We start from the raw sequence: 20,931 nt of genomic DNA on the forward strand, positions 1-20,931 counted from the left end.
GTTTCCGAATGGAGTATTGGCTGGTTTACACTTGATTAATAAGAAAAGGCGGGGGGTCTCCCGCCCAACTTCACTCATTACTGAGCTTGATAAGGAAACACAATTTTTGACCCGGAACGTGCATCTTCTTTTGGCCAGACTGTTACACGTTCCACTTTACCGTCAACTTTTTGGAACTGTACCATGACAAGCCCTGGATCCGGCAAGGTTCCGGTTTTATCGAAATGAATCTTATTGGTATACATTTGGGTCGGGCCCTCGGTAATATTCGTTGATGCAAGTGCTTCGCGAAGTTTCTCGGAATCTGTAGACTTGGCACGTTCCAATGCATCTGCAATTACATAGATACCCGCATATTCTTTGACAGCTTCCCCGTTCATATGGACCTTGTGTTTCTCAAAGAATTTTTTGTCAGTTTCCTTGGAGAAAGGACGATTCACATCCACTTCCCATGCTGCGACGTCAAATATGTTGAGAGCAGCTTCTCCCGCATTTTTGATGAACTCTGGATCAGCATAGCCGCCGGATGTTCCAATGAATGCTTTGGGTGTTACTTTTTGTTGATGGAATCCTTTAACCAACAAGGTTGCATCCGCAACATAGGAAGTGAGCAATACCACATCAGGGCTGGCAGACTTAACTTTGTTCACCACAGGAGTTAAATCGGAAGCTCCCTTGTCATAAGCTTCATCCAGTACAATCTGATATCCGGCTTTCGGAAGTTTTTCCTTCCAGGCCTTGGCCACACTTTGACCATACGATGTATTTTCATACACAAGGGCTGCAGTTTTAATTTCTGAACTGAACCGCTTCTTCAAATCTTCCAAAAACTTCACTTGTGAGTCTACCCGCATTGCCGATGTATCTGCAAGACGAAATACATATTTAAATCCGCGGGAAGTGATCGAGTCGTCGGAAGGAACCGATGCAAACCAAACTTTCTTGTAACGTTCAGCCACTTCTGAAGCTGGCAGGGTTACACCCGATTGGTATGAACCGGTAAGAAGTGTAACTTTCTCTTGAGTAAGCAAGCGCTCCGCTTCTGAAACCCCCACCTGCGGTTTTCCCTGGCTGTCAGCAAACACGAGTTGAAGTTTGGCGCCATTTAATGACTTTATGCCGCCTTTAGCGTTAATTTCTTCAACCGCCAACTCCATTGCACGCTTACTCATTTCACCAAGTGGCGCTGCGCCACCGCTAAGCGGCAGAATTGCACCGATTTTGATAATGTCGGAATTTCCGGTTCCCTGGCCGGAACTTGAGGTTTGATTCCCGCACCCTATCAAACCAAGGGACAGGAGCGAACCAGCCGCAAGCAAAGACAGTGATTTCTTAAAAAAACCTCTCTTCAAGTGAAAAAACCCCCTTATCCTGATGAGTAATCTATGTTTCATGACCTATCTTGAAAGCGTATTCTGAATACGTATTCAAGACAGATTCAAAGAAACCAATGTATCCGCTTTCGGTGCATTCAATTTGAATCACTTCTTACGACCAGTTGTTTTTCGAATAACCAACTCCGGTTGAAGCACAATCTGTCTCGGGTGGTCTGGTGAAAATCCATGCTCAATCATCTCAATCAGATTCTCCGCAGCGATCTCGCCCATTCGAAACTTATGATGACCTACGCTGGTTAATTGAATGGCATGATGGGAAGCCATACTTATATCGTCAATCCCTGCGAGACTGACATCGTCGGGAATCCGGAGACCTAACGACAGAATTGCATCCATACAAGCAAAAGCCATCGCGTCCGTTGCACATAATATTGCTGTAGGCGGTTGGCTCATATGCATTAATTTGAGCGTTACCTTTTCCACATCAGTGGGATTTGTATCAATCACGTGGAATAATTCCGGCTGCAAAGAAGTCCCCGCTTCACTTAGAGCTTTTTGTACACCAAGCTTGCGTTCAAAGAAAGTAGAAACATTGGTTTCCCCCGAAATGTAAGCAATTCTTTGGTGCCCGAGATCCAGGAGATGACGAGTTATGATTTCACCCGCCAATAAATTGTCGAGCACAACATAGTTTCCGCCATCCCGCGGTCGCCTGTTAAACATCATGTAGGGAATTTGCGATCTCTTGATTTCCTCAAACATGGGGTCATCAAGTGTAATTGATGACAACAGGATGCCATCCACTTTTTGCCCCCTGAGAGAATCAAACACATCCCGTAATTTCATCGCGCCTTCAAAGTAGACTAATGTCTTGAAACCACGGCTGGTTGCCAGATTAATAATGGAATTCGTTGTTTCGACAAAAAAACCATTGTAAAGAGTACCCGTAATTAAAGCTATCGTTCGCGTACTGTTAGTCACAAGACTTCGAGCAATCAAATTCGGATGATAGCTTAACTCCTTCATCGCATTCAGAACTTTATTCCTAGTTACCGGTTTGACACTTGCAGGGTTATTAAGCACCCGTGAAACCGTAGATTGAGAAACACCGGCCATTTTTGCCACATCTTTTGAAGATACCAAGGCCCATACCTACTCCCTACCACACGGTTATGAATACGTATTCAAATGCTGCTTCTAGTATACAACTTTTTGTCTATATCTTGTCAATAGATATATTATGAAGTTGCCAAAAACAAAAAATACGGTGAATAATTCGAATATTATCTGTCGTTGTTGTTGATGTGTCCTGCTCCGTCAGTTTCTGATACCCGTGGAGTCGCTATTGTTCTATGCATGGTTTGTCCTCCTTGTGGAAGATACAACGTTTGGACTCTTCAAAACAATTATATGGGATAGAGGGATGGACTTTGGAGGATCTCACTGCCTTGCAATAAAAAAAACAAGACTGTGTACGAGAGCCCCTTTACACAGTCTTGTTTTTGTTACCCCTTCTCTTCTAGCACACAGGTACGGTATTACTATACAGTCGTATACCCTGGAACAAGCAGGAAGAAGAGTACGAAAATGATCAGGAACACTACCGCCCAACGAGTATAGATGCCGAAACACCCGTCCATGGTCTTCCCCCCTTTTAATCAGATACTTCATAAAACGTGCACAATGAAGTTTCTGAAACGTACAGGAGTCCAATTGTCAAGAAATTGACGTCTGCCCTATCAGTAATACGGATAATTCGGGAACGGCCTGGCAAGGGCTCCGACTGCAAACCCCAAAGTGAATCCTGCCAATAATCCAAAGGGAAAAAAGAAAGGTGAAAAAGGTGCAAAGTAAACTTCTCTTGCTTCCGGATCTCGAACTTCTTTATTGTCAGCCGTACTTACCTTCAGATTCTTATTTGCAGCTGATGCATAACGGGGATTTGTCATCGGCATGAAATAAATCCCGTCCTGGGTAACCTGCTGGATGAGGCCGTAATACCTCTTTCCGTCAACAAGATGAACCGTCACGGGTTTGTTCACTAAACCAAGACATTTATGGTATAAAGGATGTGCCATTGTTCCCCTCCTTTCCGGATTTGATAAAATACCCTATGTAAATGCCTGTAAGTTTGTCGCGGCAAATGACAGTAGGCAACTGTCACATATTTTTGTCACAAAAAAAGACTGCGCAAGAGAACCTCTTGCCACAGTCTGCTCGTGATATAGTCAAAGTCCGAACGAAACAAACTTGGTTTCCAGAAAACCTTCCATTGCGTAATAACCGCCTTCGCGTCCGATTCCGCTTTCCTTGAAACCGCCGAACGGAGCCTGGGTCTGGGTTGGGGAACCGTCATTGATTCCGACAATACCGTACTCCAAGGCTTCCGCCATACGGAAACAGCGGCTGTTGTTTTCGGTGTATACGTATGAGGCCAAACCGTAAGTCGTGTCATTGGCCATTTCTACAACATCCGCTTCCTCCTTGAATGGAATGACTGGCACCACCGGACCAAAAGTTTCTTCGCAGGAAATTTTCATATCTTTCGTCACGCCGGAAATCACAGTTGGCTGGATAAAGAATCCTTTGCTGTACTCCCCGTCGGTCAACCGGTTTCCACCATAAAGAACACTTGCCCCTTTGGCTTTTGCATCTTCTATATGATCCAACACTTTCCTGAGGGCCTGTTCGTTAATCAACGGACCGATTTCCGTATCTTTGTTTCTTCCGTCTCCCACTTTCGTCTTCTTCAAACGCTCGATCAGCTTTTCGCTGAAGGAGTCAAGAACGGACTCCTGCACATACAGACGGTTCGTGCATATGCACATTTGTCCCGCATTGCGGTATTTGCTCTCGAACAACCCTTCCACAGCCGCGTCAAGATTCGCATCCTCAAACACGATAAACGGAGCGTGTCCCCCCAATTCCAGACTTACCCGCTTGACCTGCCTGGCTGCCCCTTCCATCAGCAGTTTCCCGACACGGGTGGATCCGGTAAAGGCGATTTTTCTTACTTTCGGATTGTTGATGAACTCCTGGCCGACAAGCTCCGGTTTGCCCACTACCAGGTTCACCACACCCTTCGGAAAACCGGCCTGTTCAATCAATTCGAACAAACGAATGGAGCTTAAGGGTGTGCATTCCGCAGGTTTCAAAACCACGGTACACCCGGCAGCCAAAGCGGGGGCGATCTTTCGGGCCACCATGTTAACCGGAAAATTCCAGGGTGTTATGGCAGCCACCACACCGACCGGCTGATGGATCACCAGGATTCGTTTGTTGGGGACCGAAGTGGGAACCGTATCCCCATATACCCGTTTGGCCTCTTCCGCATACCACATGAAGTTGTCTGCCGCTCCCAGCACCTCTCCCTTCGCTTCGCGCAGAGGTTTGCCCATCTCTGCCGAGATGATGCCGGCCAACTCGTCCCGGGAATTTCGAACCAGTTCATATAGATTATACAAATATCTGGAACGCTCTCGGGCGGTCAATTTGGACCAGCTTTTGAACGCTTCATGTGCCGCGTCGATAGCCTTCGCCGCTTCACGACCGTCACCGTAGCTGACAACTCCCACACTTTCACCCGTTGCCGGGTTGGTTATTTCAAGCGTTTCCCCGCTTTCTGCAGCTATCCATTCCCCGTTTATGAACATCGATTTCTGATCCGTCATGTATACACCCCTGATATATAAGGAATCTTGACAGTTTACGATGCTGTTCAGTAGATCGGTTTCAATGCCTCAAACGGATTCCTGCAATCTCTGCAATAGGCAATACTCCGACATGCTGCAGGACCGAACAAGTTGTCCAGCGTCGTATCTCTCGATCCGCAATAAGGACAGGCAATTTCCCAATGATCCTCCGGTTTGCCGGGCGGCGGCGCGATTCCAAACTGCCTCAGCTTTTCCCGGCCCGTTTCGCTAATCCGCTCGGAAGTCCAAGCCGGTTCAAAGACGAGTTCCACCTGCACGTTGGTCACGCCAGGCAGGGCGGACAACTGATCGACAATGTTTTGTTCAATGATCTTTAACGCGGGGCACCCGACAAATGTCGGCATGAATTCAATGACAACATGGCTTTCCTCAACGAGCACGCGATGAATCATGCCCATTTCCACTACGCTGATGCTCGGGATTTCAGGGTCCTTTACGTTTTCAAGCTGTTTCCACACTTCCCCCTCAATCGTCCCAACAACAGTTGTCATTTTCAGGCCCCCTTTTGTTACCAATTTGCGGCCGGAGCCAGGCGATATACTTCGGCCAGCTCCGCCAGTGCGGATTTCAGATCATCCGTGTGTTGTCCCGCCCGTCCATTAAGTTGGCCCTGCTGCGGATTCCCCGGCCATGGAACAGAGTTTGCCTCAAACGCCCGTTTGACCTTTTCCGTCCAACGTTCCGCCAGCAAGGCCCCGTCTTCAATCAGACCAAAATTGACAATTGCTTGGCCATAGGGCCCCAGATCAAACAGTCCCCCCGCGTCGGTCCAAACTCTTTCCACTCCTGCCATTATGCGCTGGCGAGCTTCTTCGGTGCTGTTGGCCAACTGAGAGAACCAGGTTTGCCAGTGCAGCAGGTGATAACGCTGTTCCGGCCTCATTTTTCTTGCCAATTGGGCAAGAGGTGCAAACGAGGAGCGGGTCAGCGATTCAAGCCGCTCCTGCTTGAAGATTTCATAGACATATTGCCGTACAACCGTATAGCCCCAATCGTACCGGGGGTTATTCAGATAATGTCCGGTCCCGTTCGGGCGCTCAACCAGAATGGCGTTGCGAAGCCGGTTCGCTTCGCGCAGATGGGCAAGATCATCGGCTTTTCCTTCCCCAAGTCCTTCCAATAATCCGTAAAAAGCGGCGGCGTGCCCCATGGTATCCTGTGTGATCGAAGAGAACGCCACATCCTCTTCCACATGGGGAGCCAGCCCTAACCACTCGGATCCCCGAAAACTCAATACCAAATCGTCGTCAGCAAGCTGATAGAGCAGTTCTGTCAGCGCGGTCCTGTATTCCGGATTCGCCTTCGCTTGTTCAACGGTTTCCAAACGGTTCGCAGTCATCTGCAGCCCCTCCTTCCTACTTGTTTGCAGCTTGTTTCTTTTCGTATTGTTCTTTGTGATGGCGCCATCTTGCCTGCAATTCCGCATACCCCTTGGTCGTGCGGTAGTCTTTGTTGTCCATCCGTTCCAGCGCCCAGCGTTCTTCTGACGGCAGCACATGCATGTCTTCCCGTTTTACGACCATAATGTTGTAGCATGTATCCCGGCGCAGGAAATTCTCCCTCGCCATTGCCAAAGCCACTTCATGATTGGGTGCAAGCAAACTGTACTGCTGAACAAACTGGCTGGTTGGAGTCTTCTGACTAAACACCTCAAAGACCGCAAAGTCTTTATTGTCCGCCATTTTGTTTCCCCCTTACCCGGCTGTCCGTTGATTGTGCAGCAAAGCGTCTCTGACCCATTTGTTGTCGTCATAAGACACTTTGCGCAATTTCAATCTTTCTTGTGTTTTCGGACCCTGGCCCCGAATGATCCGCTTCAGTTCATTCCAGTCCGGCTGCTGGTAGACCCAGCGTCCTTCCGCCTCGTCATAACGGAGAGTTTCATCAGGAATCGTCAAACCGATGTGCCAAATATGCGGAATGTATTTACTGAAGAATATTTGACGCAGCTCTTCGTTGGTCTTGGTGCGGATCTTGTATTTTAGATTGATGTTCTGGTTGCTGGCCATTTTGTCCTCAGGAGGACCAAAGAACATCACCAGTGAAGGCCACCAGCGGGTAAGCGCATCCTGCAGCATTCGCCGCTGTTCTTTCGTCCCTTCGGCCAGTGCCAGCACGATGCTCTCTCCGTGCTGCATGTGAAATTTTTCCTCTGCGGTGATCCGCTGCAGCACACGCTGGTAAGGTGCATAGGAAGTCTCCAGCAGCATGGTCTGGGTCACAATCGCAGCCCCGTCCACAAGCCATCCGATCACCCCGGCATCCGACCATTCGGGAGCCGGCATATGGAATACATTATGGAATTTCAAATCGCCATTGAACAGGTCGTTAATAAAATCTTCCCGTGTCTTGCCAAGCGGAGCCGCCAGATCTTCAGCGACACGGAGAAGCAGTTGTCCGTGTCCCATTTCATCCTGCACTTTGGCCATGATGGCCAACTTGCGATGCAAAGTCGGAGCCTTTGGCACCCATTCCTTTTCCGGCAGCGCCCCCATGATTTCGCTAATGCCGTGCATCGCAATCAGCTTTATCAACTGTTTGCGATAATCATCCGGCATCCAGTCATCCGCCTCGATCTTCTCCCCCCGTTCAATCCGTTCCAGGAACTGCTGGAGCTTCTCGCTCTCCTGATCCTTTTCCAACACAACTTGATTGCTCATACGAATCCTCCCCTCATGCCTTATAATTTCACTTTGATTATATAACGTTTATCTAACGATATATTATCATATCGTAATATAACATTCAATAAGAATTTTTAGATTTTTTTGTTATATTATTTCTCTTTCTCCTTAGTTGTTACTGGTCTGTCTGAACATTCATTCTTGCCATTTCGCTCAATTCCATTGTCATGTTCTTCAGCAATTGAATGACCGATGTCAGTTCCTGGACACCCGTCGCCTGTTGGACGGTGAAATTCAAAGTCCTTTCCATTTCCTTCACCACAACGGAAATCTGTTGGTTCATCTCTTCCAATTGCTTTGTAATATTCTTGGTGGTTATCGCTGTTGAATCGGACAACCGGCGGATTTCTTCGGCAACGATTGAGAATCCCCGTCCATGTACACCGGCACGGGCCGATTCAATGGATGCGTTGAGGCCAAGAATATTGATTTTCGTGGCAATATTTTTGATTGATTCGCTCATTCTTGAGGTTTCGTCGATTCCGGTTTGCACCTGAGTGGCGGATGCATTTACTTCCTGGCTTACAGCAGCCAACTCAGAAGAACTTTTGGCAAGGATCTCAGCGTTTCCCGCAATATTGCCGACAGCCTCCGCAAGTTCTTCTGCCATTTGGCGGATTCGGTCTTCACGGTCGGTTGACATTCCGGTTGACAGGCACCCCACTACCTCCCCGTTGTCAGCGATGGGAAACCCTGCGGCAATATATGGAACTCCGTAGACTTCCCTCGGCACCACCCGGATCACTTTTCGTTTCTCATGAAGCGCAGTATGGTTGATGCTCCCCGGTCGTAAGGGGTCCCCCGGCTTTATCTCGAGATTGAGTGTTTTGGCCGGATAATAAGCCAGGAATTTCTCCATATCCGTGATCCCGATCATGCAATCGGTGATCAGCCCCTTATTTAATATGGGCGCTACCTGTAACAGACTCTTTAGAATCTCCGACAATCTTGCCCACATCCTTTCAGATCGACATGCAAACAGGGAGCCAATGCTCCCTGTCAGCTCAAATTGCGCTCCTTGGGATTCCTTATTTCACCGGTTCAAACTTTCCGTTCTTGACTTCCACCATAATCATGCTGTCCTCCGTCAAACCGTTATGATCCGTTGAACTGAACTTGAATTCTCCGGTAACCCCGACAATTTTCACATTTTCTAAAGATTGCGCCAGCTTGGCGGGATCTCCGCCTGCTGCCTTCAAACCCTCGACCAGAATGTTCAAACCGTCGTAAGCATATCCGGCAAACCCGTCCGGGGTGCTGTTGTACGCAGCTTTATACAGTTTGACAAACTCTTTGATGACCGCTGCCTGTGGATCGTTGTCGGCAACCAGATCAGGAATGAGAAGTTTGCCCGCAACCAGCAATACGCCATTTGCCGAATCCCCTGCCAGTTCGATGAACTTGCTGTTCGCACTGCCGTGGCTGCTGATGATCGGTATGCTGATTCCCAGTTGTTTTGCTTCCTTTACGATAGTGGCAGGACCGGGATTGGTTCCGGCAATGAGAATCGCCTTTGCATCCGTCGATTTCATTTTGGTCAACTGGGTGCTCATGGAGGTGTCTTTCGTGCCGTATTTTTCATCCGCCACAATCGAGATGCCATATTCAGGGGCGAATTTTTTCAACTGCTCGGCAAAACCACTGCCATAAGGATTGCTGTCATACAGGATTCCTATTTTCGTAATTCCTTTTTCTTTGAGATATTTGTAGATCCGTTTTGTTGCGTGAATGTCCGTGTGGGGGGTTTTGAAGATGCCCGGACGGACCGGATCGGTGATCTGGTTGGCTGCCGCCATGGAGATCATCGGTATTTTTTCCGCAGTGGCGACTTCCGCCATGCCAAGGGATGGCCCGCTGCCCGACGAACCGAGTACGGCGATCACCTTGTCTTTGGAAATCAACTTTTTGATAGCCTTAACAGCCTCCGTATTGTCAGACTTGTCGTCTTCAAAAACGATTTCCAGAGGGCGGCCGTTCACGCCTCCGCCTTCGTTGATTTTTTTCAGCAACACTTCCACAGACTGTTTTTCAGGTACTCCCAGCGGGCTGTTGGGACCCGTCATGGAAAATACGGCTCCTACCTTAATGGGATCCTTGCTTTGCTTGGCGGCGGGTTGGCCTCCTCCCGAGCAAGCGGTCAGTACAAGCAGTGACGATGCGATTAATCCGGTCAACCATTTTTTTGTTTGTCCTTTCATAGATAAAACCCCCTTGAATGATGATCTCAATAACTCCTTAAGCATGGGCTTTTCCCAAATATGCCGATTGAACGCGCGGATCGTTTGCAATCTCTCTGGCGGTGCCTTCCAGCATCATGGCACCGGTGTGCAGAACATAGGCCCGATCCGAAACCGCCAAGGCCGCAATGGCATTCTGTTCCACCAACAATACGGTGGTTCCCCATTTGTCCCGGATCTCCCGGACGATCTGGAGGATTTCCTTGGCAATTAACGGCGCCAATCCAAGTGACGGTTCATCCAGCAACAGAAGCTTCGGTCTGGACAGCAACGCACGCCCGATCGCCAGCATCTGTTGCTGTCCGCCTGACAGTGTTCCACCCATTTGTCGTTTCCGGTCGCGCAGGATTGGAAAACGTTCATAGATCTGGTCGATTTCCTTCAAGATAGCGGGTTTGCCCGCCTCTCGCAGTCGATGGGATGCGCCCAACCATAGATTGTCCTCGACCGACAACGTCGAGAAAATCTGCCTGCGCTCCGGAACATGAGCCATCCCTTTCCTGACCACTGTTTCCGCCGGAACGAGCGTAATATCTTCCTCGCAGAATTCCACGTGTCCCTCTTTTGCTGGATGCAGGCCGCAGATGCAGTTCAATAATGTGGTTTTGCCTGCTCCGTTGGCTCCCAGAAGACACACAATTTCTCCTTCTGATACTCGAAGGTTGATGCCATGCAGAACCCGAACCGGTCCGTAACGGGCGAACAGATCCTGAACCTTCAAGATTGTCTTTGCCATTGGCTCACCCCCTATACCACTGCCTCTTCTTGTCCCAAATAGGCGGCTATCACTTTTGGATTCTGCTGAATCTCGTCAGGTGTGCCTTCCGCAATTTTTTCTCCCTGATCAAGCACCACAATTCTGTCCGCCACGTTCATTACCATGTCCATATCATGTTCCACCAGCAAAATCGCTGTCCCGCCCGATTGGATTTGCTTGAACAATCGGCTTAAGTCAGCCGTTTCCGTATGATTCAGACCGGCTGCCGGTTCGTCAAGCAATAACAATTTCGGTGCAACCGCCATCGCTCTGGCAATTTCCAACAACCTGAGCTTGCCGTAAGGAAGGCTGCCGGCCGTCTGTTCAGCCATTTCGGCAATTCCAACGATCTCCAACAATTGATGGGACTGATCCCGCATTCCCTTTTCCTCGATGCGAGCCCTTCCCAATCTGGTCCCGCATGCAAGCAAACCGGACTTAGTTCCCGAATGGAAGCCAACCATTACGTTTTCCAGAACCGTCATATCATCGAACACCTGAAGATTCTGGAAGGTCCGGGAGATTCCCAGGCCTGCATACTGATACCCCTTCAGAGCAGTCAGAGATATGTCACGATAGCGAATTTCACCACCGGAAGGCGGGAATACACCGGATACCATATTCAATACGGTACTCTTGCCAGCCCCGTTTGGGCCGATCAAAGCTACAATTTCACCGGTGTTCACATGAAACTTCACATCCCGAACCGCCTGAACCCCCCCAAAGACCTTTGAAATCTGTCTGATATCCAGCAATTTGTCCATCATGCCACCGTCTCCATTTCCGCTTTTTCAGACCGGTTTGCCGCCCGCACGCTGCTTTTGGGCTTCTTGGCCCAAGACCGCAAACGGGGAACCAATCCTTCCGGCATAAACATGATGATCGCGACCAGAATGGCACCGAATACGATGGTGTCAATATCACCTTTCAGCCATGGGAAATGCTCGCTCAAGACAAGCAACACCTCACTGATGGCATTGATAATCACAGCGCCGATCAAGGCTCCCCAGATACTGCTCATCCCTCCGATCACCACCATCGTCAGAAATTTGATGGATTCGTGCAGTCCGAATGGTTGCGGGTCAAGTATTCCCATGTAGTGGGCATATAGAGCACCCGAAATACCGGCAAACATTCCGCTTGCTACAAAGGCACCCAGTTTGAAATGAGCAACGTGGATCCCCATCGAAGTGGCGGCAATTTCACTTTTGTGAATGGCACGGTATGCACGGCCCACACGTGAGTTCATAATGTTAAGGGAAAACAGCAGAACGAGTGTAACGACACCCCATACCAGGTAGTACATGCTGACTTCGCTGGTACCAATCCCGAAGACATCCAGCGACGGGATGCTGATCATTCCGTTGGCACCGCCCGTAACCGATTCCCACTCCGTGATTCCGATTTGCACGATATACCCGAAGGCCAGTGTGGCCATTGCCAGATAATACCCTTGCAATCCGGCAATTGCCCGCGCAACGAAGAAAGCGACGATTCCGGGGACAATCGCTCCCGCCAGGATCCCCAGTACTGGAGAGATCCCATATTTTGCAGACAAAACAGCCGAAGTGTAAGCCCCGATTCCCCAGAATCCCGCTTGCCCCAGTGAGATCTGGCCAGCCAAGCCCATAACGAGCCCCAGTCCAATGGCAACGATCGCGTGCAAACCGACGATTACCCCCACTGAATGGTAATAATCGTCCGACAGCAAGAATGGGAACAGAACCACAATCAGGAGATAAGCAAGAAGATCTTTTCTAAATGTTTTGACTCTTCCCGGCATACTACAGGCCTCCTTTCCCTACGTTCCGTTCCCCAAACAGTCCTGTTGGCCTGATCAACAAAACGGCAATCAGCACCAGGAAGGCAATGGCATCTTTTACCCCCGAACTGATCAGTCCCGCACCAAGAGATTCCATTAATCCCAAGAGCAATCCGGCCACCGTCGCTCCAATCGGGCTTCCCAATCCGCCAAATATCGCAGCCGAGAACCCTTTGATGCCCAACAAAATGCCAGCATCATAGGAGGTGACACTCAGGGGCGCGATCACAATCCCAGCCAACGCACCCGTCGCTGCGCTGATGGCAAATGCAAGCATTGTCATCCTGGGGGGGCTCACTCCCATTAATCTGGCAGCTAACGGATTGACGGAACAAGCTTTGATTTTTTTGCCGATCATCGTTTTCTCCATCAGATACCAGAGGAAGATAAGAATGACCAGTACGGAGAGCACAATCCAGACACTTTGCCGGGCAATGCTGACTCCGCCTATCGCCAGGGGTTCATTCCCGGTTAACGGTTCCAGGCTGTAAGAGTCCTTGCCCCAGATCTGACTGGCGATGCCCCGAATCAATATCGATACGCCGATGGTAAGGATAATAAGACTTAAAGGTGTCGCTTGCCTGGCCACCCCGACAACATATTTCTGCATCAGAATGCCAAGCCCCGTTACCATCAGGATGGCGAGAAGCATGGCGACCCCGTAAGGAACCTGCATGCTTATGAAGGAAACGGTCAGCATGCTGCCCAGCATCAGAAACTCACCCTGCGCCAAATTGATCACCCTGCTGACGTTGTAAATGGTTACAAAGCCCACAGCCACGATGGCATAAACCCCGCCAACAACGAAACCATTGACTATATATTGGAAAAATTCCGTCATTATAGCCCCCTCCTCATCTGTTTTAAATTGTCCGGTTTGAAAAAATGGGAAGGAGGCCGTAAGGGACTCGATAAGGATCGACCTCCCACTCGATTCTGTAAATTGCCTATTTCTTGTTCGGAGCGGTTTCAAATACACTCAGGAAAAACCGGACCGCACCCGGATCGAGCAACGAGTAATAATCACGGAACAATTGGTCTGCCTCTCGCCCCACCCAAAAATCGGGCAGCAACTCATCCGGCAGACTGGGGTCAATAAACAGAAACTTGCGGTATTCGTGCACCAGTTCTGTCTTTTCTACAAAGCACTTGCTGTCCGAAATCTCCTGGTTCCGGATGATTTGCTCCCGAAGCTTTTCATATTGCGGCTGGTACTGACGGATAAATTTCCGGTAAGCGTCGTTGATCTCATCAAGATTCCAGCATTTCTCCACAAGTTGCTTGTCTGTGCCGATCCCCATATATTCCGAGGTGAAAATCTCAACATGATCGGAAATATTGTAGGACTCGGCAATTTCCTTCACGCGTTCAGCCAAATCATGCGGGCTGATCCAGGTACTGTTGGCCAGCATCCCGAATCCCATCCAGGAAAGTTCTTTTCGCAGTTGATCGCGAATCGCCCGTTTCTTTTCCGGGATGTTATAGGTTGCGATACACCATTTGCCATTCCATTCGGCTGATGTCTGCTTGTAAATCCGGGCACCTGCCTCATCCAAACGCTTCTTCCCTCGGGGAGTCATGGAATAGTAGGACCGGTTGCCGATTTTCCTCGCTTTCAGCCATCCCTGGCTGACAATCCTTGAGATGGCGACACGCACCGCCTGTTCCGACATTCCAAACTCACCCATCAAACGGGTTAAGCTGCCTACCCAGATTTCACCTCCATGGTGGCGTACATACTCGCCGTATATGGTGAAAAGAAGAGATTGCGGTTTCAAATCGATTCACTCCATTTCAGGTCTGAAAACTTATTGTGTCAGTACCAGTTATTATAACAGCAAAAATATATCAGCTGTAAAACGGAGTGAACGAGAAACATTATAGATATTCATAAAATGTTCGAAATAATATTCCGGAATTGTGTTTATATTTGGATCCAATTTTTTATATAATGTTATTGTAACGTATAAATCAAAAATCGTTATATTTCCGACAAGAAAAGCGAGGTGGCAAATTCAATGAAGCTGATTGCAAAAGCTGAACAAAACTATCCCTTCTCAGAACACATCATCCACGTGGAAAACAGCGCCGGAAAGAATTATGAACTGGTAACCTGGCACTTTCCCAATGGCCAGATGGTGCAACTGGTCATGTATTCCCCGGAAGACGCCGAGTTGTATTCGATGCCTCCGTCTTTGGTCCTTGCTGACGAAGGAGATCAGGGACAATTCTATACGGCAAAGGAAATCGAATTGTTTCTCTCCAGAATCATGAACAGCTAAGGAACGTTTTCCGCTTTCAGCCTGTTTTGCAATTCTTCAATACGTTGGATCATGTCCCGCTTTTGAAAGATCGCCTGCGTGAAAGACCCTTTGCCGACCAGATTCCATTTCGTCCCGGCCAGGACGCCACAGACTACCCGTTTTGAGGTTACCTCCGTGCAGATTGCGCGAAAAGTCACCTCCTGCCCTACCACGGCCGGCCCCACATGTCTTACGTCGATGGCGAATCCCGCCCCTTCTTCCCCCTCTTCCAGGAAAGGGAGGATGATTTTTCGACCCGCCAGTTCCATGAAATGGATCATGGACACGGTGGACATCACATCGTGAATCACCTGGCCGTCAAAGGATGGACGCATATCTTCCGTTACAGTAACTGTGAATTCCGTTACAACTCCCGGCAGCAGGCCCGATTTTATGGAAAACGCCTCCTTCCAAACCGTTTCGATGAGTACGTTCAGATCAGCAGCGTTCGATAATCGTGGCAATTCCCTGTCCGACGCCTATACACATGGCGGCCAAGCCGTAGCGGACGTTTCGTCGTTCCATTTCATTCAGCAAAGTGGCAAGAATTCGGGCTCCGCTGCATCCTAGCGGATGGCCGATAGCAATCGCCCCTCCGTTTACATTTAAACGTTGGGGATCTACATTCAACTCACGGGCGCAGGCCAATGCTTGAGCTGCAAACGCTTCATTGATTTCGATCAGATCCATGTCCTCGAGTCTTAAATCCGCTTGCTTCAATACTTTTCGTGCAGCAGGCACTGGTCCGATTCCCATGACGGATGGGTCAACACCCGCAACCGCTGAAGCCACTACGCGGGCTCTTGGTTTGAAACCCAGCCGCACTGCCGTCTCCTGCTCCATGAGCAACAGGGCAGCCGCACCATCATTCACACCCGATGAGTTACCGGCGGTTACCGTTCCCCCTTTACGGAAAGCGGGTTTGAGCCTGGCCAACTGTTCCAGGGTTGTATCAGGACGAGGATGCTCATCCCGATCAAAGATTGTGATCTCACCTTTGCGACCCGGGATTTCAACCGGAACCATTTCGTCGTTGAATTTGCCTTCCGCCAAGGCTTTCGCATATTTCTGCTGACTCATCAGCGCGAATGTATCCTGGTCTTCCCGGCTGATGCCATACTGCTCGGCCACATTTTCGGCAGTCTCGCCCATGCTGTAGGGGTAGTACCTGTCTGCCAGTTTCGGATTGACGAATCGCCAACCGATCGTGGTGTCAAACATCTGCTGATTCCCGCGAGGGAATGAACTGTCGGATTTCAACATTACAAAGGGGGCCCTTGTCATACTTTCCGTACCGCCGGCGATGTACACTTGTCCCCGTCCTGCTTCGATTGCATTGGCACATTGATTCACTGCCTCAAGACCGGAGCCGCAAAGCCGATTGACGGTCACTCCGGGAACAGTCACCGGAAGACCCGCCAACAAGACGGACATTCTCGCCACATCCCGGTTGTCTTCACCGGCCTGATTGGCGCATCCGAAGATCACGTCATCAATTAGGTCGGCGTCAAACGGATTTCTTTCCATAAGTTTGCGGATGACTACGGCTCCCAAATCGTCAGGACGGACATCTTTTAACGCTCCGCCGTACCGCCCAATCGGCGTTCGCACAGCATCAATGATGACCGGTGTTCTCACTTGGCTCCCTCCCCTGCGTACAGCCTATTTCCCCTTGAAAACAGGCGTTCTTTTCTCAAAGAAGGCAGCTACGCCTTCCTTATGGTCTTCCGTACTCCCCGCAATTTCCTGAACCAACGCTTCATATTCCAGGGTTTCTTCCAAAGTCATGTGAAGCCCTTTGTACATTGAGCGTTTGATCAAACCGATTGCTTTGGTCGGCAGTTTGGCCAGTTTGCGGGCGTATTCCATGGTATCCGCTTCAAATGTTTCGGCCGGATACACTTTCGAGACCAACCCGATGCGGTACGCTTCTTCGGCCGTTACTTTGTCCCCGGTCATGGCCAGTTCCAATGCTTTCCCAATCCCCACAATTCTTGGCAGGAAGTAACACCCGCCGGAATCGGGAACCAACCCGATGCTCACAAATACATTCACAAATGACGCTTTCTCGGAAGCGAGCCGGATATCGCAAGCCAATGCCAGGCTCATGCCGGCCCCGGCGGCCACTCCATTGACTGCTGCCAGGATTGGCTTCTCGGTCTTTCGCATTTGAGTAATCAGCGGATTGTAGCGTTTTCGCAAAAATTCTCCGAAGTCAATATCCTGTCCCTGAACATCGCCAAGATCCTGCCCAGCGTTAAACGCTTTGCCGGCACCCGTCAACACGATGCAGCGAACCCCGGGGTCCTTGTCGGCCCGTTTGAAAGCTTCGATCATTTCCTTATGCATTTGTTCGGTAAAAGCATTAAACTTATCCGGGCGGTTTAGCGTAATTCTGGCAATGCTGTCTTCAACTTCATAGACAATTGTCCCGAACATTCCAACCATCCCCTATCGCCCCGCAAAATTCGGTTTTCGTTTCTCGCCAAACGCTCTCATGCCTTCGGCCTTATCATCGCTTGCAAACAACAGATAGAAGCTGTTGCGTTCATAGTCCAACCCTTCATTCAAAGGTGTGTCGATAGCCTTCAGGACCGACTTCTTGATCAGGCGGACTGCCACCGGCGGCTGTTTGGCAATTTGCTTGGCCAGTTTGACCGCTTCTTGCAGATACGCCTCGACCGGAACCAGTTTGTTGATGAGACCGTGCCTCAACGCTTCTTCCGCAGGAATCGGTTCCCCTGTCATCAACATCTCCATCGCCTTTACTTTTCCCACCGCTTTGGTCAAACGTTGGGTGCCCCCCGCTCCGGGCATGATTCCCAGTTTGACCTCCGGTTGACCTATCCTTGCGGTTTCCGAGGCAATGACAATATCGCAATTCATCATCAATTCGCAGCCGCCGCCGAGTACAAATCCACTGACCGCCGCAATGATCGGTTTCGAAACTTTGGCAATCCGGTCCCACACCGCAAACTGATCTTTTATCAACATGGGGATGGCAGCTTCGTCAGCCATTTCCGCGATATCCGCCCCGGCAGCAAATGCTGCGTCGTTCCCGGTGATGACAATGGCCCGAATCTTGTCATCCCGGTCCATCCGCTCCAACTCGGCGACAATTTCATCCACCATCTTCAGGTTAAGAGCGTTCAGAACCTCCGGGCGATTCAGCGTAATGATCCCCACAGCTTGATCTATCGAAACTTTGATAAATTCGTAGACCATCCTAGTTCCTCTCTTTCGCCTCAGGACTGTTTGCCGGTCACCACTTTGTTTCTTTTGTCCACAATCCGAATCGCTTTTCCTTCGCTGCGGGGGATCGAATTGGGTTTGTGAACTTTTACCATCACTGACACGCCAAGCGCATTCTTCATGGCATGACCGATTTCCTTCAGCAAACCGGCAACATCTCTGCTGTTTTCAAGGTCTCCGATCTTGAGCATATACTCCTGGGCCAGCTCGCAATGGACTTCAAACCGGTCCAGCGCCCCCTCACGTTCAATCACAACCTGATAGTGGGGAGCCAATTGTCTGAAGCCAAAAAGAACAGACTCAATCTCTGTCGGGAATACATTCACGCCGCGAATAATCAACATGTCATCCACGCGGCCTTTGATCCGCGACATTCGAATGGTTGTGCGTCCACATTTGCATTTTTCCGGATTCAGGGAAGCAATGTCGCCTGTACGGTAGCGGATAACCGGAAATGCTTCTTTGGTCAAAGAAGTGAAGACGAGTTCCCCTTCCTCACCATAAGGGAGAACTTCACCGGTATTGGGATCAATAATCTCCGCCAGGAAGTGATCTTCCGCAATATGCAGTCCATCTTGCGCTTCGTGACATTCAATGGAGACCCCCGGACCCATCACTTCACTCAACCCATAGATGTCAACCGCTTTGATTCCCAGCTTTCCTTCCAGTTGTTCCCGCATCTCTTCCGACCACGGTTCGGCGCCGAAGATTCCATATTCCAGACTGGTGGATCTCGGATCCAAGCCCATTCTTTCCATCTCTTCCACAATGTTGAGCACATAGGAAGGCGTTGCGGAGATTCCACGCGGTTCGAAGTCCTGTATCAAGGTGATCTGGCGAGGAGTGTTCCCGCCGGAAACCGGAACCGCCACAGCTCCCATATATTCGATTCCGTAGTGCAATCCAAGACCGCCGGTGAACAATCCGTATCCGTAAGCATTGTGGAAGATGTCTCCCGGCCGTCCGCCTGCGCAGCAAATCGCTCTGGCAACAATTTCGGACCAGTTCTCGATGTCCTTTCTGGTATATCCCACAACGGTGGGTTTCCCTTTTGTGCCTGAGGATCCGTGAATCCGAACCACCTCTTTCATGTCAACGGCAAACAGATTGAAGGGGTAGTTCTCGCGCAAATCGGTTTTCTTCATGAAAGGAAGGCGCTGCAAATCGTCAAGACTTCGGATATCCTGCGGTTGAACCCTCGCATTGTCAAAATTCCGTTTGTGAAATGGAACATTCTCATAGCAGCGCTTTACCGTCTCTTTCAGTCTTTCAAGTTGAATCTTTTGCAGTTCTTCCCGTGAGATGGTTTCTATACCGGGATTAAAAATCATCGGATTTTACCCCCTATCTGTAACGAGGTTACTCACTTAGGCTTTACACGTGCGTAAGTGCCCAGCGCCACCGCCACCAGTTCACCGTCTCCCGTTGTTATGCGGGCTTCCATGACGATTATTTTTGAACCCCTTTTGATCACCTTGGACTCTGCCAGCAACAAGTCTCCTCGCGCCGGTGCAAGATAGCTGATCTTGCTTTCCACCGTTACGCATTGCTGCACACCGTCGACATGGGGAGCAGCCGCATACCCCATAGCCACATCGGCCAAAGTGCTGGTGACGCCGCCGTGAACCACCCCGTCGATGCTATTGTAAAAATCCGGGCGAATCTTCAAAGCCGCTTTGCATCCTTGGTCGTCCAGATGTTGGATCTCAATTCCCAGGTAATGATTGAACCGGTTCTTTGATTCGGTGCTGATCGCGTTGCCGCCTGCAGCTTTCACCGGATCCCCCCTTTCCGTAAACTTGTCTGGAAGCGTTTTCATTCAGGTTGTTCCATAGGGATAAAATACTCGTTCTTCCGATATGCCAAAGCATCCAGAATCGCAACGGTCCCCTGATCGCTCTCAACCCTTATCCGGTACCAGGAAGTCCGATTGGTCCGGCTTTCTTCAACCGCTGTAGCCCGTAACCGGGTCCCTTCATAACTTGCCGCAAGATACCCGATGTTCATTGAGAGGGCTACCGACGTTTTCCCGTAGGAATTTGAGGCAACGGCGAAAACGAAGTCCGCCAGAGCAAAAACAACGGCACCATGGGTCGTTCCGTGAGCGTTCAGCATGTCCGCCGTTACATCCAATTCGGCTGTGGCGGTTCCCGCTCCGACTTCCACCAGTTTTATGCCTAGAAACCGGCCGAACGGATCCTGCTTTACTTTCTCACAGATCTGTTCATAGTACTTTTTGTGAATCATCCCGTCAGTAAGCTGATTTCTCACTCCGCTCACCTACAACGCTTCGGCAAAGTGCATCGACACCAATTTCCCTGCAAATCCCATCAAATCTTTTCCGGCTGCCCGCCCTTCCGGAGAAGATAACGCATTTGCCAGGGCTTCTTTGGTTTCAAAGTACATTTCTGCAATCAAATGAAGATCGCTTTCTCCCATGGGAGTTCCATAGACTTTGTTGACTTCCAGCTTGACAAGGCCCGGCATCTTTGCCGCAAGCGGAGCATGCACATTGTGGTAATGTTCATCAAACTCTTTCACATTTTCCGGTTTCCGATAGATTGCCACCAACTTAACCAATTGGAATCCTCCCTTTTTTCAACGTGAAAAACGTATCATTATATAACAATATTTTATATAACGTTATTTTCACGTTGTTGCTGATATCAGTATATTATTACATTCATTTTTGAGTCAATATATTTTTCTGTTATTTCTGAACTGCACTTAAAATCTATCCTGAAAATTAAAGGCCACAGACTCACGTAAAAAGGCAATACCAAACTAAGCCCCCTAAGCCCATTGTTAATAAATGGTTGGTGGGTT

General features: G+C 49.5%; 24 protein-coding genes. 1 reads left to right on the plus strand and 23 read right to left on the minus strand.

The window, feature by feature from the left end; translation table 11 throughout:
- Window positions 1-77: 77 nt before the first annotated feature.
- From EFBL_RS04560 to paaX, 15 genes are all read right to left on the minus strand, one after another.
- On the minus strand, window positions 78-1,352 hold the full coding sequence (locus tag EFBL_RS04560; RefSeq protein WP_165912630.1) for an ABC transporter substrate-binding protein: 1,275 nt from the start codon (window positions 1,350-1,352) through the stop codon (window positions 78-80).
- Window positions 1,353-1,481: 129 nt separating this feature from the next.
- The gene (locus EFBL_RS04565; RefSeq protein WP_096180956.1) at window positions 1,482-2,480 is read right to left on the minus strand and encodes a LacI family DNA-binding transcriptional regulator; all 999 of its coding nucleotides are present in this window, start codon (window positions 2,478-2,480) and stop codon (window positions 1,482-1,484) included.
- Between the two features lie 596 nt (window positions 2,481-3,076).
- Window positions 3,077-3,415, minus strand: a complete 339-nt coding sequence (locus EFBL_RS04570) for a hypothetical protein (protein WP_096180957.1) — start codon at window positions 3,413-3,415, stop codon at window positions 3,077-3,079.
- Between the two features lie 150 nt (window positions 3,416-3,565).
- Window positions 3,566-5,008, minus strand: a complete 1,443-nt coding sequence (locus tag EFBL_RS04575) for an NAD-dependent succinate-semialdehyde dehydrogenase (protein WP_096180958.1) — start codon at window positions 5,006-5,008, stop codon at window positions 3,566-3,568.
- A 47-nt stretch (window positions 5,009-5,055) separates the two neighbouring features.
- Window positions 5,056-5,541, minus strand: coding sequence for a 1,2-phenylacetyl-CoA epoxidase subunit PaaD (gene paaD / locus EFBL_RS04580; protein ID WP_096180959.1), 486 nt, complete (start codon window positions 5,539-5,541; stop codon window positions 5,056-5,058).
- Window positions 5,542-5,558: 17 nt separating this feature from the next.
- On the minus strand, window positions 5,559-6,389 hold the full coding sequence (gene paaC, locus EFBL_RS04585) for a 1,2-phenylacetyl-CoA epoxidase subunit PaaC (protein ID WP_096180960.1): 831 nt from the start codon (window positions 6,387-6,389) through the stop codon (window positions 5,559-5,561).
- 16 nt (window positions 6,390-6,405) lie between these two features.
- Entirely contained in the window at window positions 6,406-6,732 is a 327-nt protein-coding gene (locus EFBL_RS04590) for a 1,2-phenylacetyl-CoA epoxidase subunit B (protein WP_096180961.1), read from the minus strand.
- Between the two features lie 12 nt (window positions 6,733-6,744).
- The gene (gene paaA / locus EFBL_RS04595) at window positions 6,745-7,710 is read right to left on the minus strand and encodes a 1,2-phenylacetyl-CoA epoxidase subunit PaaA (protein WP_096180962.1); all 966 of its coding nucleotides are present in this window, start codon (window positions 7,708-7,710) and stop codon (window positions 6,745-6,747) included.
- 139 nt (window positions 7,711-7,849) lie between these two features.
- The gene (locus EFBL_RS04600; RefSeq protein ID WP_096180963.1) at window positions 7,850-8,680 is read right to left on the minus strand and encodes a methyl-accepting chemotaxis protein; all 831 of its coding nucleotides are present in this window, start codon (window positions 8,678-8,680) and stop codon (window positions 7,850-7,852) included.
- An 82-nt stretch (window positions 8,681-8,762) separates the two neighbouring features.
- A complete protein-coding gene (locus EFBL_RS04605) occupies window positions 8,763-9,932 on the minus strand; it encodes an ABC transporter substrate-binding protein (protein WP_096180964.1) in 1,170 nt (389 codons plus the stop codon).
- A gap of 37 nt (window positions 9,933-9,969) precedes the next feature.
- Window positions 9,970-10,707: an ABC transporter ATP-binding protein gene (locus tag EFBL_RS04610; RefSeq protein ID WP_096180965.1), complete on the minus strand. Its 738-nt coding sequence runs from the start codon at window positions 10,705-10,707 to the stop codon at window positions 9,970-9,972.
- A gap of 11 nt (window positions 10,708-10,718) precedes the next feature.
- Window positions 10,719-11,492, minus strand: a complete 774-nt coding sequence (locus EFBL_RS04615; RefSeq protein ID WP_096180980.1) for an ABC transporter ATP-binding protein — start codon at window positions 11,490-11,492, stop codon at window positions 10,719-10,721.
- Entirely contained in the window at window positions 11,492-12,511 is a 1,020-nt protein-coding gene (locus tag EFBL_RS04620; RefSeq protein ID WP_096180966.1) for a branched-chain amino acid ABC transporter permease, read from the minus strand. The genes EFBL_RS04615 and EFBL_RS04620 overlap by 1 nt, the downstream gene beginning before the upstream one ends.
- A gap of 1 nt (window position 12,512) precedes the next feature.
- The gene (locus EFBL_RS04625) at window positions 12,513-13,391 is read right to left on the minus strand and encodes a branched-chain amino acid ABC transporter permease (RefSeq protein ID WP_096180967.1); all 879 of its coding nucleotides are present in this window, start codon (window positions 13,389-13,391) and stop codon (window positions 12,513-12,515) included.
- 106 nt (window positions 13,392-13,497) lie between these two features.
- Window positions 13,498-14,328 carry a phenylacetic acid degradation operon negative regulatory protein PaaX gene (gene paaX / locus EFBL_RS04630; protein ID WP_096180968.1) on the minus strand — a complete coding sequence of 277 codons (831 nt, stop codon included), beginning with the start codon at window positions 14,326-14,328 and terminating at the stop codon, window positions 13,498-13,500.
- Window positions 14,329-14,568: 240 nt separating this feature from the next.
- Here paaX and EFBL_RS04635 point away from each other — a divergent pair, with 240 nt between their 5' ends.
- Window positions 14,569-14,832: a hypothetical protein gene (locus EFBL_RS04635; protein ID WP_096180969.1), complete on the plus strand. Its 264-nt coding sequence runs from the start codon at window positions 14,569-14,571 to the stop codon at window positions 14,830-14,832.
- Here the strand turns inward: EFBL_RS04635 and EFBL_RS04640 are convergent.
- The 8 genes from EFBL_RS04640 to EFBL_RS04675 form a co-directional block, all read right to left on the minus strand.
- On the minus strand, window positions 14,829-15,248 hold the full coding sequence (locus EFBL_RS04640) for a thioesterase family protein (protein WP_096180981.1): 420 nt from the start codon (window positions 15,246-15,248) through the stop codon (window positions 14,829-14,831). The two genes, EFBL_RS04635 and EFBL_RS04640, sit on opposite strands and share 4 nt — an antisense overlap.
- A 43-nt stretch (window positions 15,249-15,291) precedes the next feature.
- The gene (gene pcaF / locus EFBL_RS04645) at window positions 15,292-16,491 is read right to left on the minus strand and encodes a 3-oxoadipyl-CoA thiolase (protein WP_096180970.1); all 1,200 of its coding nucleotides are present in this window, start codon (window positions 16,489-16,491) and stop codon (window positions 15,292-15,294) included.
- Window positions 16,492-16,515: 24 nt separating this feature from the next.
- The gene (locus EFBL_RS04650; RefSeq protein ID WP_096180971.1) at window positions 16,516-17,292 is read right to left on the minus strand and encodes an enoyl-CoA hydratase-related protein; all 777 of its coding nucleotides are present in this window, start codon (window positions 17,290-17,292) and stop codon (window positions 16,516-16,518) included.
- Between the two features lie 12 nt (window positions 17,293-17,304).
- Entirely contained in the window at window positions 17,305-18,078 is a 774-nt protein-coding gene (locus EFBL_RS04655; protein WP_096180972.1) for an enoyl-CoA hydratase-related protein, read from the minus strand.
- 20 nt (window positions 18,079-18,098) lie between these two features.
- The gene (paaK, locus tag EFBL_RS04660; protein WP_096180973.1) at window positions 18,099-19,436 is read right to left on the minus strand and encodes a phenylacetate--CoA ligase PaaK; all 1,338 of its coding nucleotides are present in this window, start codon (window positions 19,434-19,436) and stop codon (window positions 18,099-18,101) included.
- A 32-nt stretch (window positions 19,437-19,468) separates the two neighbouring features.
- Entirely contained in the window at window positions 19,469-19,858 is a 390-nt protein-coding gene (locus EFBL_RS04665) for a PaaI family thioesterase (RefSeq protein WP_096180982.1), read from the minus strand.
- A gap of 62 nt (window positions 19,859-19,920) precedes the next feature.
- Window positions 19,921-20,352 (minus strand): hotdog fold thioesterase, encoded by a 432-nt coding sequence (locus EFBL_RS04670; RefSeq protein WP_096180983.1) that lies wholly within the window; start codon window positions 20,350-20,352, stop codon window positions 19,921-19,923.
- 33 nt (window positions 20,353-20,385) lie between these two features.
- Window positions 20,386-20,685 (minus strand): EthD family reductase, encoded by a 300-nt coding sequence (locus EFBL_RS04675; RefSeq protein ID WP_096180974.1) that lies wholly within the window; start codon window positions 20,683-20,685, stop codon window positions 20,386-20,388.
- Between the last annotated feature and the right edge of the window lie 246 nt (window positions 20,686-20,931).

The sequence above is a fragment of the Effusibacillus lacus genome (genome assembly GCF_002335525.1).
In the GTDB taxonomy this organism is placed as follows: Bacteria; Bacillota; Bacilli; order Tumebacillales; family Effusibacillaceae; genus Effusibacillus; species Effusibacillus lacus.